Source organism: Pseudomonas sp. Irchel 3H7 (assembly GCF_900187605.1).
Lineage (GTDB): Bacteria > Pseudomonadota > Gammaproteobacteria > Pseudomonadales > Pseudomonadaceae > Aquipseudomonas.
Genome location: NZ_FYEA01000005.1, coordinates 119,323 through 134,069, shown reverse-complemented (window position 1 = coordinate 134,069; position 14,747 = coordinate 119,323). Strand labels below are relative to the sequence as shown.

Here is a 14,747-nt window from a genome sequence, read left to right as displayed (position 1 = left end):
GCTATGAACACGAAAGTTATCAGTCTGGTTTCCATCGGCGCTCACCCGACTTCCGGGCGGCCACGCCGTGCTGATCAGGATGCCCGCGCCGTGGAACTGGGCCTGCAACTGGCGGGAGATAACCTGCAAGTGCTGCATGCCGGCGACGTCGCGGAACCGGCGTTGCGCGCCTATCTGGGCATGGGTCTTGAGCAGATGCATGTATTGGAACAGCCCGCCGGTGCTGATGCCTTGCCGGCGCTGACCGAGTATCTGCGTGATGCCGGGGCGCAAGTGGTGTTGACCGGCAGTCAGGCGGAAACCGGTGAAGGTTCGGGGATGTTGCCGTTCCTGCTGGCGGAAGGTCTGGGCTGGCCGTTGGTGGTCGGGCTGGCGCAGGTCGAGTCGATCAATGACGGTTCGGCGCTGGTGCTGCAAGCGTTGCCGCGTGGGCAGCGGCGCCGGTTGAAGGTGAAGCTGCCGTTTCTGGCGACTGTGGATAACGCTGCGCCGAAGCCTCGGCAGAGTGCTTATGGTCCGGCGCGGCGCGGGGTCTTGCAGGCTGACGACGTCGAAGTGGTGGACGATGAACTGTTGTCGGTGGCTACTTTGCAGGCGGCCAAGCCGCGGCCGAAACGCTTGAAGGTGATCAAGGCCAAAAGCGGGGCGGACCGGATGAAGGCCGCGACGGCCAAGGCCAGTGGCGGCGGTGGGCAGGTGCTCAAAGGTGTTACCGCACAGGCCGGGGCTGAAGCGATCCTCAAGCTGCTGATTGAAGAAGGTGTGGTTCGCTGAAAAGCCCCTCACCCTAGCCCTCTCCCAGAGGGAGAGGGGACCGACCGAGTGGTATTGGCTAATTACATCGACCTGCGATTGCGCGGTGACCTTGGTCTGGCCAAGCCTGAGATCACAATGTTCGTTCAGGTCGGTGGAGTTTGAACAGGCGATACGGTCGGCTCCCTCTCCCGGAGGGAGAGGGCTGGGGTGAGGGGGAGTGTTTACCCACAATCCCTGTTGGCGGAACTGTGGATAACGTGTTCACCCCTCTCTGCACCCCACGTCAATCAAGCCCTACAGCTCTCCGATCAAAAAGCAACCAGCCTAAGTCACGGATTTTCTGGGCTTTTTATCTTGGATAACTGAATAAGTTGCCCCCAATCTCTGTTGGCGCTTCTGTGGATAAGATGTTCGCTATCCGCTGAGGACCATACAAACCGTGGCTTTCGAAGGGATGATCAAAAAACAGTCAATTCGTCAGTTTCCGGACTTAATTCCCGCGCAAACCTCGATTTCACACAGCCTCCAACGCTTTTCCACAGACAAGGCAAAGTTACCCCCGAACTCTGTTGGCGCTTCTGTGGATAACGTGTTCGTCATCCTCTACGGGCCATACAGAACGTGGCTTACAAGAGTGTGATCAAAAATCAACCAATGCGCCTTGCAAACCGTGATTCTGGATAAGTCACGATTTTTCTTCACAAATCAGTCAGTTATTTTTTCGTTCATCCACAGTTACCCCCATTTGCTGTGGGTGGCTATGTGGATAACTTGTTTGCGGAAGGCTGGGGGGCTTGGTGGGTATAGGGTGTGGGGTGATTGATCAGAAATTGTGCAATCAAGGTTCAGGGATGTGGTGAAGGTGAAATAGCTATCGCGAGCAGGCTCACTCCTACAAGGGGAACGCATTCCACCTGTAGGAGCTGCCGAAGGCTGCGATCTTTTGATCTTGATCAGCCCTGCACAGGCACGCCTTTGAGGTACGGCGCAGGCTCGGCGCCGAGGTTGCTCAACAGGCGCTCGCTGTACCAATCAACGAAGTTGACCACACCAAACTCATACGTCTTCGAGTAAGGCCCAGGCTGATACGCCGTGGAGTTGATCCCGCGCTGGTTCTCTTCGGCCAGTCGACGATCCTGATCGTTGGTCGCGTCCCATACCTGACGCATGCGTTCCACGTCGTAATCGACGCCTTCAACCGCATCCTTGTGCACGATCCACTTGGTGGTGACCATGGTTTCTTGCGCGCTGATCGGCCACACGGTGAAGACGATGATGTGGTCGCCCATGCAGTGGTTCCACGAGTGCGGCAGGTGCAGGATGCGCATCGAGCCGAGGTCCGGGTTCTTGATGCGGCCCATCAGTTTCGCGCAGCCCTGTTTGCCGTCGAGGGTCATCGACACGGTGCCCTTGAGCAGCGGCATGCGCACGATGCGGTTGCGCAGGCCGAAGCTGGCGTGGGCGTAGGGGATCTTTTCGGCTTCCCAGGCAGCGGCGGAGGCGGCGACGTGATCCTTGAACGCCTGATCGGCGCGTGGGTCGGTGACGTCGTCCCATTCCAGCAGGGTTTTCAGCAGTTCCGGGTGCGACGCGTTGCAGTGGTAGCACTCGCGGTTGTTTTCCAGCACCAGTTTCCAGTTGGCCTTTTCCATCAAGGTGGTGGTGATCGCCACCTTGGTGTTCTCCATGTCGTACGGTTCCATGTAATGGTTCAGCGTCGACAGGAAGTCATCAATGGCCGGCGGATTCTCCGCCAGGCTGATGAAGATGTAGCCGCCGGCAGTCTTCACGTTCACCGGTTTCAGGCCGTACTGCTTCATGTCAAAGTCGGCGCCCATTTCGGTGCCGGCGAACAGCAGCCGCCCGTCCAGCTCATAGGTCCACTGGTGGTAGTGGCAGACCAGTTTGGCGACTTTGCCTTTTTCGCTGGTGCACAGACGCGAGCCACGGTGGCGGCAGACGTTGTGGAACGCGTGCACGACGCCTTCGGCGCCACGAATGACGATGATCGGGTTTTTGCCGACCTGCAGGGTCAGGTAGTTGCCCTTGGCCGGGATTTCGCAGGTCATGCCGGCGATCAACCACTCTTTCTGAAAGATCTCCTGCATGTCGATATCGAACAGCCGCTCATCGCTGTAGAACGGTTGCGGCAGCGAAAACGTGCGCTCGCGCTCCTGGAGCATTTGTGCGGTGGCCTTGCGTGCGGGTTCCAGCGGATCGCCCAGGCTGATTTTTGCGGTGACGTCCATCGATGTGATCCTCATGGCCATCTGCGTGGCCGGCGAAAAGTGGCTGATCAGGTGTGCTGCTAACGGTTGCTACGCAAGGTGTAAAGAATCTGTCTTGGTGTTGGGGCGAGTGTGGGGCCGGCGCTGCCGCGAACCTTATCCATGGGCGACATGGTGCAATCTGTTCCCGACGCGCAACCCCCGGTGGTTGGGGGCTGGTCGCGATAAGTATGCCGATGTCGCGGATAGGTAAACGGGCGGTTCGCGCTATACGCAGAATCGCCGACATGAGGCCGACAGTCGGCCGTGGAGAACAGCATGTCCAACAGCTTCCTGAATCCGGTCACCACCCAGACCTGGGCCAATGGCCGACACATCGTCCGTTGCGTCAAAGTCATCCAGGAAACCTGGGACGTGCGCACCTTCTGCTTTATGGCTGATCAGCCGATCCTGTTCTTCTTCAAGCCCGGGCAATTCGTCACACTGGAGCTGGAAATCGAAGGCCAGCCGATCATGCGCTCGTACACGATCTCCAGTTCGCCGTCGGTGCCGTACAGCTTTTCGGTGACAATCAAACGGGTGCCGGGCGGCAAGGTCTCCAACTGGCTGCACGATACGCTGCATGAAGGCCAGGAACTGGCGGTGCACGGGCCGGTCGGGTTGTTCAATGCCATCGACTTCCCGAGCCCGAAAGTGCTGTATCTGAGCGGCGGCGTCGGCATCACGCCGTGCATGTCGATGGCGCGCTGGTTCTACGACACCAACGCTAACGTCGACATGACCTTTATCCACAGCGCGCGCTCGCCGAAAGACATCATTTACCACCGCGAGCTGGAGCACATGGCGTCGCGGATCGACAACTTCAGCCTGCACCTGATTTGCGAGAAACATGGCTTGGGTGAGCCGTGGGCCGGGTATCGCGGTTACCTGAACCACAAGATGCTCGAATTGATGGTGCCGGACTTCCTCGAGCGCGAAGTGTTCTGCTGCGGCCCGACGCCGTACATGAACGCGGTCAAGCGCCTGCTCGAAGTGGCCGGTTACGACATGTCGCGTTATCACGAGGAATCCTTCGGCGCCACGCCGCCGGAAGCCCGTGCCGATGCGGTCGAACAGGCCGAGCAGGCTGCGGATGCACCGGAAATCGATGCGGCGGATCTGCATCAGGTCGAATTCACTTCGTCCGGCAAGAGCATTCGTGTGGCACCGGGCGAGACCGTGCATGCGGCGGCCGCCAAGCTGGGGCTGATGATTCCGAAGGCGTGCGGTATGGGCATTTGCGGGACGTGCAAGGTGCTGAAGCTGGGCGGTGAGGTGGAGATGGAGCACAACGGCGGGATTACCGAGGACGACGAGGCCGAAGGGTTTATCTTGTCGTGCTGCAGTGTGCCGAAGGGGGATGTGCGTATCGATTTCTGATCGGTAACCCTCACCCCAGCCCTCTCCCAGAGGGAGAGGGGGCCGACGGAGGTGTCTGGCGTTCTGCATCGACCTGAACGACCTTATCGACTATAGATTCGGTAAAGCAGTTTCAGGTCGGCGTATTCCTCGAGCATTCCCCAATCAGTTCCCTCTCCTGAGGGAGAGGGGTCGACGGAGGTGTCTGGCGTTCTGCATCGACCTGAACGACCTTATCGATTATGGATTCGGCAAAGTAGTTTCACGTCGGCGTAATTCTCAAATATCCCCCGATCAGTCCCCTCTCCCTTTGGGAGAGGGCTAGGGTGAGGGGCTATTTCAGTCAACAAACAAATCCGGCATCAACGCCGCCTCGCTTTCCCGATCAAACCGATAATGATCAAACTCCGCCACACCGTTCTCACGCAAAATCTCCTCATCAATCAACAACCGCCCGGTAATCTGCCGCCCGCTGCTATCCAGAATCACATGCGCCGCATCCGCCATGATCGAAGGCAGACGCGCCTGCTTGAACGACTCCCGATTACCCAGCTGAAACTCGATCGCCGCCGTGGCAATCATCGTCTGCGGCCACAACGAATTGACGCTGATCCCGTAACTGGCAAATTCCTCGCTCATTCCCAGCGTCAGCATGCTCATGCCGTACTTGGTCACGGTGTACGGACTGAACTGCGCAAACCACTTGCTCGCCAGATTCAGTGGCGGCGACAGATTGAGAATGTGCCCGGCGGATTTCTTCAGGTAGGGCAGGGCGGCCTGACTGCACAGCAACACCGCGCGGGTGTTGATCTGGTGCATCAGGTCGAAACGCTTGAGTTCGATGTGTTGCACACCGGTGAGTTTTATCGCACCGGCGTTGTTCACCAATGCATCGATGCCGCCGAAGTGCTCGTTGGCCTGGGCAAGTGCCTGACGCACCGCGTCTTCATCACGCACGTCCACTTGCAGCGCCAAAGCCTTACCGCCAGCCGCCTCGACTTCAGCCGCGACGCTGTGAATGGTCCCGGGCAACTTGGCGTGGGGTTCGGCACTTTTCGCCGCAATCACTATGTTGGCCCCGTCCTTCGCGGCACGCAGCGCAATCTCACGACCAATGCCACGGCTGGCGCCGGTGATGAACAGGGTTTTGCCTTGTAACGACATGCCGATGCTCCTGCTTATTGTTATGTGAGCGGAGGGCTCGACAGACAATGTAGACCAGGCAGAAGCACAGCCTGTGTAGGAGCTGCCGAAGGCTGCGATCTTTCGATTTTGTTTTTCAAGATCAAAAGATCGCAGCCTTCGGCAGCTCCTACAGGGGGAGGGTGTAGCGTCAGGTCAGGCGGACATGACTTCGCGGATGTCGCGGGCCAGTTCGCGGACGCGTTCTTCTTCGGTGTCCCAGGAACACATGAAGCGTGCGCCGCCCTTGCCGATGAAGGTGTAGAAGCGCCAGTTCTTCGCGGTCAGCGCGGCGATGGCCGGCTCGGACAGTTGCAGGAACACGCCGTTGGCCTGCACCGGGAACATCAGTTCGACGCCGGGAATGTCGCTGACCAGTTCAGCCAGCAGCTGCGCGCAGTGGTTGGCGTGGCGAGCGTATTTCAGCCAGGCGTCGTTTTCGAGGATGCCGACCCACGGTGCCGAGAGGAAGCGCATTTTCGACGCCAGTTGCCCGGCCTGTTTGCAGCGGTAATCGAAGTCTTCGGCCAGTTTGTGGTTGAAGAACAGAATCGCTTCACCCACGGCCATGCCGTTTTTCGTGCCGCCGAAGCACAGCACATCAACACCGGCCTTCCAGGTCAGATCGGCCGGGGAGCAGCCGAGGAAGGCGCAGGCGTTGGAGAAGCGCGCGCCGTCCATGTGCAGGTGCAGGCCCAGCTCTTTGCAAGTGGCGCTGATGGCGCGGACTTCTTCCGGGGTGTAGACGCTGCCGACTTCGGTGGCTTGGGTCAGGGTGACCACACGCGGTTTCGGGTAGTGAATGTCCTGGCGCTTGAGCGCGACTTCGCGGATCGATTGCGGGGTGATCTTGCCGTTTTCGGTGCCGGCGATCAGCAGTTTCGAGCCGTTGGAGAAGAATTCCGGGGCGCCGCATTCGTCGGTTTCGACGTGGGCGGTTTCCGAGCAGATCACGCTGTGGTAACTCTGGCACAGCGACGACAGGGCCAGCGAGTTGGCGGCGGTGCCGTTGAAGGCGAAGAACACTTCGCAGTCGGTTTCGAACAATTGGCGGAAATGGTCGGCCGCGCGAGCGGTCCATTCATCGTCGCCATAAGCGCGTTGGTGGCCGTGGTTGGCCTGTTCCATTGCAGCCCAGGCTTCAGGGCAGATTCCGGAATAGTTGTCGCTGGCGAATTGTTGGCTCTTGTCGGTCATGGCCGGCTTCCGTGGTCGAGACTCTTGTGAAGGCTCGTGGTCAATGAGGGTGCGCACTTTACCGAAGATCTTCCGGGGAGCACACGGGATGTCACGTTCAGGAAATTACCAGTTTGTAGGACGATTATGCACCTGAGCAAACGCGACGGCGCACTGGATCTGCTCAAGTGGCTGGCGCTGCTGAGCATGTTGTTCGATCACCTGCGATATGTCGGCTTTTCCGTCGATTGGCTGTATGTGCCAGGACGGTTGGCGTTTCCGTGGTTTTGTCTGGCGATGGCGGCGAATCTGGCGCGTGATGGTTCGCAGAAGACGGAATGGCGCTACCTGGGCTGGTTGTTGCTGTTCAGTGCGGTGAGTGAAATTCCTTACCGGTTGTACATTCCTGAGCCCGATACGTTGAATGTGATGCCGACGCTGGCGCTGGGGTTGCTGGTGGCGCGGGGGTGGCAGGATCCCTCGATCATGTCGCGATTGCTGGGCGTTGCGGCGCTGGTGCTGGCCGCTGTTTTTCCGGAGCGACTGATGTTCGGGTTCTTCGGCGTTTTGCTGCCGCTGGCGATGCTGCTGGTATTTCGCCGCCCGTGGTACTTCAGCTTGGTGCCGGGATTGATTTGTCTCGCAGCGAATCAATGGCAAGTGCTTTACGACTCCGCAAGGTTCGGTAGCAGCGTCGCCATTCTTGGCATTGCCACCTGTCTGTTCGCGCCACTGCTCGGAATGTTCCTGTTGCGACATGCACGACATCTCCAGCCACCCCCCATGCGCCGTTGGGCTTACGCCCTCTACCCCACACATTTCCTCCTGCTACTACTTATCCGCCAAGTTGCCGCATGACCCTGTGGGAGTTGGCTTGCCAGCGATAGCGGTGGGTCAGCCACCATCAATGCCGGATGTGCCGCCGCCATCGCTGGCAAGCCAGCTCCCACAGGGTTCTCCAGTGTTTTCGAGATCGAGTCTGGAAAACGCATTTCCGGCCATGTCGTAAACGCACCTTTGCGTGGCGCGCGCAGGCATTTGAGCTGTCTGCGCCGGTCATACCATCGGCATCAAAGGGCACTGCCTTCATTGCCAGTGCCTTACCGAGACGAATGGCGCACAGATGCCGCTGGGAGAGACGCGATGTTCAGCAAGCAAGACCAGATCCAGGGTTACGACGATGCACTGCTGGCGGCGATGAATGCCGAGGAGCAACGTCAGGAAGATCACATCGAGCTGATCGCGTCGGAGAACTACACCAGCAAACGCGTCATGCAAGCGCAAGGCAGCGGCCTGACCAACAAATACGCCGAAGGCTACCCGGGCAAGCGCTACTATGGTGGCTGCGAGCATGTGGATAAAGTTGAAGCGCTGGCCATCGAACGCGCCAAGCAACTGTTCGGCGCCGATTACGCCAACGTCCAGCCGCATTCCGGTTCTTCGGCCAACAGCGCCGTGTACCTGGCGCTGATCCAGCCAGGCGACACCATCCTCGGCATGAGCCTGGCCCACGGCGGTCACCTGACCCACGGCGCCAAAGTGTCGTCCTCGGGCAAGCTCTACAACGCCGTGCAGTACGGCATCAACACCGACACCGGGCTGATCGATTACGACGAAGTCGAGCGTCTGGCCGTCGAATCCAAGCCAAAAATGATCGTCGCCGGTTTCTCCGCTTACTCGAAGACTCTGGACTTCCCGCGCTTCCGTCAGATTGCTGACAAAGTCGGCGCGCTGCTCTTCGTCGATATGGCCCACGTCGCCGGTCTGGTCGCTGCCGGTCTGTACCCGAACCCGCTGCCGTACGCCGACGTGGTCACCACCACCACGCACAAAACCCTGCGCGGTCCACGGGGCGGGCTGATCCTGGCCAAGTCCAACGAAGAGATCGAGAAGAAGCTCAACGCCGCGGTGTTCCCCGGCGCTCAGGGCGGCCCGTTAATGCACGTCATCGCCGGTAAAGCCGTGTGCTTCAAAGAAGCGCTGGAGCCGGGCTTCAAGGCTTATCAGCAACAAGTGATCGACAACGCTCAGGCGATGGCCAGCGTGTTTATCAAACGTGGCTACGATGTAGTGTCCGGCGGCACCGACAATCATTTGTTCCTGGTCAGCCTGATCCGTCAGGGCCTGACCGGCAAAGACGCCGACGCCGCCCTTGGCCGTGCACACATCACCGTCAACAAGAACGCCGTGCCGAACGACCCGCAATCGCCGTTCGTGACCTCGGGCCTGCGCATCGGCACCCCGGCTGTCACTACGCGCGGTTTCAAGGTGACCCAGTGCGAAGTGTTGGCTGGCTGGATCTGCGACATCCTCGACAACCTCGGCGATGCCGATGTCGAGGCCAATGTTGCCCAGCAAGTGTCGGCCCTGTGCGCAGACTTCCCGGTTTATCGCTGAGTGTTCTGGAGTAACTGACTATGCAACGCTATTCGGGCTTCGGCCTCTTCAAACACTCCCTCAGCCACCACGAAAACTGGCAGCGCATGTGGCGCACGCCAACGCCGAAGAAGGTCTACGACGTGGTCATCGTCGGCGGCGGCGGGCACGGTCTGGCGACCGCTTACTACCTCGCGAAAGAGCACGGCATCACCAACGTCGCCGTGGTCGAGAAGGGCTGGCTGGGCGGCGGTAACACCGCGCGCAACACCACCATCGTTCGCTCCAACTACCTGTGGGACGAGTCGGCGCACCTCTACGAACACGCGATGAAATTGTGGGAAGGCCTGTCCCAGGACCTCAACTACAACGTGATGTTCTCCCAGCGTGGCGTCTACAACCTGTGCCACACCCTGCAGGATATTCGTGATTCCGAGCGTCGGGTCAGCGCCAACCGCCTCAATGGCGTTGATGGCGAACTGCTCAACGCCAAGCAAGTCGCTGACGAGATTCCGTACCTCGACTGCTCGAAAAACACCCGCTACCCGGTGATGGGCGCGACCGTGCAGCGTCGCGGCGGCGTCGCCCGTCACGATGCCGTGGCTTGGGGCTTTGCCCGTGCCGCCGACGCCTTGGGCGTGGACTTGATCCAGCAGACCGAAGTGATCGGTTTCCGCAAGGAAAACGGCGTGTGCATCGGTGTTGAAACCAACAAGGGTTTCATCGGCGCCAAGCGCGTCGGCGTGGTCACCGCCGGTAACTCCGGGCACATGGCCAAACTGGCCGGTTTCCGTCTGCCGATCGAATCCCACCCGCTGCAAGCGCTGGTGTCCGAGCCGATCAAACCGATTATCGACAGCGTGATCATGTCCAACGCCGTACACGGTTACATCAGCCAGTCCGACAAGGGCGACCTGGTGATCGGCGCCGGTATCGACGGTTACAACGGCTACGGCCAGCGCGGTTCGTACCCGGTGATCGAGCACACCATCCAGGCCATCGTCGAGATGTTCCCGGTGCTGTCGCGGGTGCGCATGAACCGCCAGTGGGGCGGCATCGTCGACACCACCCCGGACGCTTGCCCGATCATTTCGAAAACCCCGGTACCGAACATGTTCTTCAACTGCGGTTGGGGCACCGGTGGCTTCAAGGCCACACCTGGCTCGGGCAACGTGTTTGCCGCGAGTCTGGCCAAGGGTGAAATGCACCCGTTGGCCGCACCTTTCTCCATCGACCGTTTCCACAACGGTGCGTTGATCGATGAACACGGCGCTGCTGCGGTTGCCCACTAACAGGAGAAATCCCCATGTTGCATATCTTCTGTCCTCACTGCGGCGAGTTGCGCTCCGAAGAGGAATTCCACGCATCCGGTCAGGCGCACATTCCGCGCCCGCTCGACCCTGGCGCTTGCACTGACGAGGAGTGGGGCGACTACATGTTCTTCCGCGATAACCCCCGTGGTCTGCACCACGAGTTGTGGGATCACGTCGCCGGTTGCCGTCAGTACTTCAACGTCACCCGCGACACCGTGACCTACGAGATTCTCGAAACCTACAAGATCGGCACCAAGCCGCAATTCACCGACAAGGCTGATTCGGCGAAAACAGCCACGACGGCGCTGGGAGAGAAGGTATGAGCCAGACCAATCGCCTGTCCAACGGTGGACGGATCGACCGCAACAAAGTGCTGAGCTTCACCTTCAACGGTCAGAGCTACAAAGGCTTCGAGGGTGACTCGCTGGCCGCCGCACTGATCGCCAACGGCGTCGACATCATCGGCCGCAGCTTCAAGTACTCGCGTCCGCGCGGGATCTTCGCTGCCGGCGCCGAAGAGCCGAACGCGGTGCTGCAGATCGGTGCGACCGAAGCCACGCAAATCCCCAACGTGCGCGCCACGCAACAGGCGCTGTATCAAGGTCTGGTCGCGACCAGCACCAACGGCTGGCCGAGCGTCAATAACGACATGATGGGCATTCTCGGCAAGGTCGGCGGCAAGCTGATGCCGCCGGGTTTCTACTACAAAACCTTCATGTACCCGCAATCGTTCTGGATGACCTACGAGAAGTACATTCGCAAGGCTGCCGGCCTCGGCCGTTCGCCGACCGAAGTCGATCCGGACACCTACGACTACATGAACCAGCACTGCGACGTGCTGATCGTCGGCGCCGGCCCGGCCGGTCTCGCCGCTGCCCTGGCCGCAGCGCGCAGCGGTGCCCGAGTGATCCTTGCCGATGAGCAGGAAGAGTTCGGCGGCAGCCTGCTCGACTCGCGCGAAAGCCTCGACGGCAAACCGGCGATGGACTGGGTCGCCAGCGTCATCACGGAACTGAAGAACACTCCGGACGTGCTGCTGTTGCCGCGCGCCACGGTCAACGGTTACCACGACCACAACTTCCTGACCATTCACGAACGCCTCACCGATCACCTCGGTGACCGTGCGCCGATTGGCCAGGTGCGTCAGCGCATTCACCGTGTCCGCGCCAAGCGTGTGGTGCTGGCGACCGGTGCTTGCGAGCGTCCGCTGGTTTACGGCAACAACGACGTGCCGGGCAACATGCTGGCTGGTGCGGTGTCGACTTACGTGCGTCGCTACGGCGTGGCACCGGGCAAGAAGCTCGTCCTCAGCACCAACAACGATCACGCTTATCGCGTTGCTCTGGATTGGCTCGACGCCAGTCTGCAAGTGGTCGCCATCGCCGACGCGCGCAGCAATCCGCGTGGTGCGCTTGTAGAAGAAGCGCGAGCCAAAGGCATCCGCATCCTCACCGGCAGTGCTGTGATCGAAGCCCGTGGCAGCAAGCGTGTGACTGCTGCCCGCGTGGCGGCGATTGATGTTAAAGCGCACGCCGTGACCAGTCCTGGCGAATGGCTCGACTGCGATGTGGTTGCCAGCTCCGGCGGCTACAGCCCAGTTGTTCACTTGGCTTCGCACCTCGGTGGCAAGCCGACCTGGCGCGAAGACATCCTCGGTTTCGTACCGGGCGAAGCACCGCAGAAACGCGTGTGCGTCGGTGGCATCAATGGCGTTTACGGTCTCGGTGATTCTCTGGCCGATGGTTTTGAAGGTGGCGTGCGTGCTGCCGCTGAAGCCGGTTTCCAGACCGTCGAAGGCGTGCTGCCGAAAGCCCTGAGCCGTCACGAAGAACCGACGCTGGCGCTGTTCCAGGTGCCACATGAAAAGAACACCGCACGGGCGCCGAAGCAATTCGTCGACCTGCAGAACGACGTCACCGCTGCGGCGATCGAACTGGCAACCCGCGAAGGTTTCGAGTCGGTCGAGCACGTCAAACGCTACACCGCGCTGGGCTTTGGCACCGATCAGGGCAAGCTCGGCAACGTTAACGGTCTGGCCATCGCTGCCCGTTCGCTGAATGTGACCATCCCGCAGATGGGCACCACGATGTTCCGCCCGAACTACACGCCGGTGACCTTCGGCGCCGTGGCCGGTCGTCACTGTGGGCACATCTTCGAACCGGTGCGCCACACCGCGCTGCATGCCTGGCATGTGAAGAACGGCGCCGAGTTTGAAGACGTCGGTCAGTGGAAGCGTCCATGGTACTTCCCGAAAAACGGTGAAGACCTGCATGCAGCGGTGAAGCGTGAATGCAAAGCCGTGCGCGACAGCGTCGGCCTGCTCGACGCCTCGACCCTCGGCAAGATCGACATCCAAGGCCCGGATGCCCGCGAGTTCCTCAACCGCGTGTACACCAACGCCTGGACCAAACTCGACGTGGGCAAGGCTCGCTACGGTTTGATGTGCAAAGAAGACGGCATGGTCTTCGACGACGGTGTGACGGCGTGCCTGGCGGACAACCATTTTGTCATGACCACCACCACCGGCGGCGCGGCTCGCGTGCTGCAGTGGCTGGAGCTGTACCACCAGACCGAATGGCCGGACATGAAGGTCTACTTCACCTCCGTCACCGACCACTGGGCAACCATGACCCTGTCCGGGCCGAACAGCCGCAAGCTGCTCAGCGCCGTGACCGACATTGATCTGAGCAACGAAGCGTTCCCGTTCATGACCTGGAAAGAAGGTCTGGTCGGCGGCGTGCCGGCGCGGGTGTTCCGTATCTCGTTCACCGGTGAGCTGTCGTACGAAGTCAACGTGCAGGCCGACTACGCGATGGGCGTGCTGGAGAAAATCGTCGAGGCCGGCAAGCAATACAACCTGACCCCGTACGGCACTGAAACCATGCACGTCCTGCGTGCCGAGAAGGGTTTCATCATTGTCGGTCAGGACACTGACGGCTCGATGACCCCGGACGACTTGAACATGGGCTGGTGTGTGGGTCGCACCAAACCGTTCTCGTGGATCGGCCAGCGTGGCATGAACCGTGAAGACTGCGTGAAGGATCAGCGTAAGCAACTGGTCGGTCTGAAGCCGATCGATCCGAACGTGTGGCTGCCGGAAGGCGCGCAACTGGTGTTCAACACCAAGCAGACGATCCCGATGACCATGGTCGGCCACGTGACTTCCAGCTACGCGCACAACTCCCTCGGTTATTCGTTTGCCATGGGTGTGGTCAAGGGCGGTCTGAAGCGCCTCGGTGAGCGGGTGTTTGCACCGCTGGCCGACGGCAGCGTGATCGAGGCGGAGATTGTTTCTTCGGTGTTCTTCGATCCGAAGGGTGATCGCCAGAACATCTGACACTGATCGTTCCCACGCTCTGCGTGGGAATGCATCCCGGGACGCTCTGCGTCCCAAGAGCGGACGCAGAGCGTCCATGGCGGCATTCCCACGCAGAGAGTGGGAACGATCAAGAATTCAGGAAGGTGCTTTATGACCACAGCCAATGTTTACCAACAACGCCCGACCACTGGCACCAAGGCCGAGTCGTCGCTGCACCATGCCGACCTCGCCAGCCTGGTCGGCAAGGGCCGCAAGAACGCCGGCGTGATCGTGCGGGAAAAGAAACTCCTCGGTCACCTGACCATCCGTGGTGATGGCCACGATGCAGCCTTCGCCGCTGGCGTGCACAAAGCCTTGGGTATCGAACTGCCCGGCGCTCTCAGCGTCATCGTCAAGGGTGAAACCAGCCTGCAATGGATGGGCCCGGATGAGTGGCTGCTGATCGTGCCAAGCGGTGAAGAGTTCGCTGCCGAACAGAAACTGCGCGAAGCGCTGGGCGATCTGCACATCGCAATCGTCAACGTCAGCGGCGGCCAGCAAGTGCTCGAATTGAGCGGGCCGAACGTACGTCAGGTGCTGATGAAATCCACCAGCTACGACGTGCACCCGAACAACTTCCCGGTCGGTAAAGCGGTCGGCACGGTGTTCGCCAAATCGCAGTTGATGATTCGCCATACCGCTGAAGACACTTGGGAACTGCTGATTCGTCGTAGCTTCTCGGATTACTGGTGGTTGTGGTTGCAGGATGCTTCGGCTGAGTACGGGTTGAGCGTTCAGGCCTGAAAGATCAAGAGCTACCCCCTCACCCCAGCCCTCTCCCCCTGGGGGGAGAGGGGGAAAGGGAGCAGATTTGTGTGTTTTTCGAGCCTGAGTTCGACGCGATATTTCAGGTCGGCGTAGCTCGAAACAACACCTCGGTCAGTCCCCTCTACCTCCGGGAGAGGGCTAGGGTGAGGGGAAAGATCCCCCTGACACCCCGCACAAAGAACAGGAGTCACC

The 14,747-nt window shown here is 60.2% G+C and carries 11 protein-coding genes; 8 read left to right on the top strand and 3 right to left on the bottom strand.

The window, feature by feature from the left end; translation table 11 throughout:
- Window positions 1–3: 3 nt before the first annotated feature.
- Window positions 4–774: an electron transfer flavoprotein subunit beta gene (locus CKW38_RS11010; RefSeq protein ID WP_095112748.1), complete on the top strand. Its 771-nt coding sequence runs from the start codon at window positions 4–6 to the stop codon at window positions 772–774.
- Window positions 775–1,709: 935 nt separating this feature from the next.
- On the opposite strand, the gene gbcA is transcribed toward CKW38_RS11010, so the two are convergent.
- Window positions 1,710–3,005, bottom strand: coding sequence for a glycine-betaine demethylase subunit GbcA (gene gbcA, locus CKW38_RS11005; protein WP_095112747.1), 1,296 nt, complete (start codon window positions 3,003–3,005; stop codon window positions 1,710–1,712).
- Window positions 3,006–3,302: 297 nt separating this feature from the next.
- Between gbcA and gbcB the strand changes: the two genes are divergently transcribed.
- The gene (gbcB, locus tag CKW38_RS10995) at window positions 3,303–4,403 is read left to right on the top strand and encodes a glycine-betaine demethylase subunit GbcB (protein ID WP_007911227.1); all 1,101 of its coding nucleotides are present in this window, start codon (window positions 3,303–3,305) and stop codon (window positions 4,401–4,403) included.
- 318 nt (window positions 4,404–4,721) lie between these two features.
- Here gbcB and CKW38_RS10990 read toward each other — a convergent pair whose 3' ends face one another.
- Window positions 4,722–5,546 (bottom strand): NAD(P)-dependent oxidoreductase, encoded by an 825-nt coding sequence (locus CKW38_RS10990; RefSeq protein WP_095112746.1) that lies wholly within the window; start codon window positions 5,544–5,546, stop codon window positions 4,722–4,724.
- 174 nt (window positions 5,547–5,720) lie between these two features.
- Complete coding sequence (locus CKW38_RS10985) at window positions 5,721–6,761, bottom strand: low specificity L-threonine aldolase (RefSeq protein ID WP_007913115.1); 1,041 nt, start codon at window positions 6,759–6,761, stop codon at window positions 5,721–5,723.
- Between the two features lie 126 nt (window positions 6,762–6,887).
- Between CKW38_RS10985 and CKW38_RS10980 the strand changes: the two genes are divergently transcribed.
- From CKW38_RS10980 to CKW38_RS10955, 6 genes are all read left to right on the top strand, one after another.
- Window positions 6,888–7,598 carry a TraX family protein gene (locus CKW38_RS10980; protein WP_095112745.1) on the top strand — a complete coding sequence of 237 codons (711 nt, stop codon included), beginning with the start codon at window positions 6,888–6,890 and terminating at the stop codon, window positions 7,596–7,598.
- Between the two features lie 285 nt (window positions 7,599–7,883).
- Window positions 7,884–9,137 carry a serine hydroxymethyltransferase gene (locus CKW38_RS10975; RefSeq protein ID WP_007913117.1) on the top strand — a complete coding sequence of 418 codons (1,254 nt, stop codon included), beginning with the start codon at window positions 7,884–7,886 and terminating at the stop codon, window positions 9,135–9,137.
- Between the two features lie 20 nt (window positions 9,138–9,157).
- Complete coding sequence (locus CKW38_RS10970) at window positions 9,158–10,408, top strand: sarcosine oxidase subunit beta (protein WP_003206307.1); 1,251 nt, start codon at window positions 9,158–9,160, stop codon at window positions 10,406–10,408.
- A 14-nt stretch (window positions 10,409–10,422) separates the two neighbouring features.
- Window positions 10,423–10,752: a sarcosine oxidase subunit delta gene (locus tag CKW38_RS10965; RefSeq protein ID WP_007913119.1), complete on the top strand. Its 330-nt coding sequence runs from the start codon at window positions 10,423–10,425 to the stop codon at window positions 10,750–10,752.
- Complete coding sequence (locus tag CKW38_RS10960; RefSeq protein ID WP_007913126.1) at window positions 10,749–13,766, top strand: sarcosine oxidase subunit alpha; 3,018 nt, start codon at window positions 10,749–10,751, stop codon at window positions 13,764–13,766. The genes CKW38_RS10965 and CKW38_RS10960 overlap by 4 nt, the downstream gene beginning before the upstream one ends.
- A gap of 132 nt (window positions 13,767–13,898) precedes the next feature.
- Window positions 13,899–14,531, top strand: a complete 633-nt coding sequence (locus CKW38_RS10955; protein ID WP_095112744.1) for a sarcosine oxidase subunit gamma — start codon at window positions 13,899–13,901, stop codon at window positions 14,529–14,531.
- The last annotated feature ends 216 nt before the right edge of the window (window positions 14,532–14,747 follow it).

Coding starts and splice junctions, on each gene's coding strand:
- CKW38_RS10980 (WP_095112745.1), top strand. CDS start 6,888: ATGCACCTGAGCAAACGCGACGGCGCACTGGATCTGCTCAAGTGGCTG.
- CKW38_RS11010 (WP_095112748.1), top strand. CDS start 4: ATGAACACGAAAGTTATCAGTCTGGTTTCCATCGGCGCTCACCCGACT.
- CKW38_RS10960 (WP_007913126.1), top strand. CDS start 10,749: ATGAGCCAGACCAATCGCCTGTCCAACGGTGGACGGATCGACCGCAAC.
- CKW38_RS10965 (WP_007913119.1), top strand. CDS start 10,423: ATGTTGCATATCTTCTGTCCTCACTGCGGCGAGTTGCGCTCCGAAGAG.
- gbcB (WP_007911227.1), top strand. CDS start 3,303: ATGTCCAACAGCTTCCTGAATCCGGTCACCACCCAGACCTGGGCCAAT.
- CKW38_RS10955 (WP_095112744.1), top strand. CDS start 13,899: ATGACCACAGCCAATGTTTACCAACAACGCCCGACCACTGGCACCAAG.
- CKW38_RS10975 (WP_007913117.1), top strand. CDS start 7,884: ATGTTCAGCAAGCAAGACCAGATCCAGGGTTACGACGATGCACTGCTG.
- CKW38_RS10970 (WP_003206307.1), top strand. CDS start 9,158: ATGCAACGCTATTCGGGCTTCGGCCTCTTCAAACACTCCCTCAGCCAC.
- gbcA (WP_095112747.1), bottom strand. CDS start 3,005: ATGGACGTCACCGCAAAAATCAGCCTGGGCGATCCGCTGGAACCCGCA.
- CKW38_RS10985 (WP_007913115.1), bottom strand. CDS start 6,761: ATGACCGACAAGAGCCAACAATTCGCCAGCGACAACTATTCCGGAATC.
- CKW38_RS10990 (WP_095112746.1), bottom strand. CDS start 5,546: ATGTCGTTACAAGGCAAAACCCTGTTCATCACCGGCGCCAGCCGTGGC.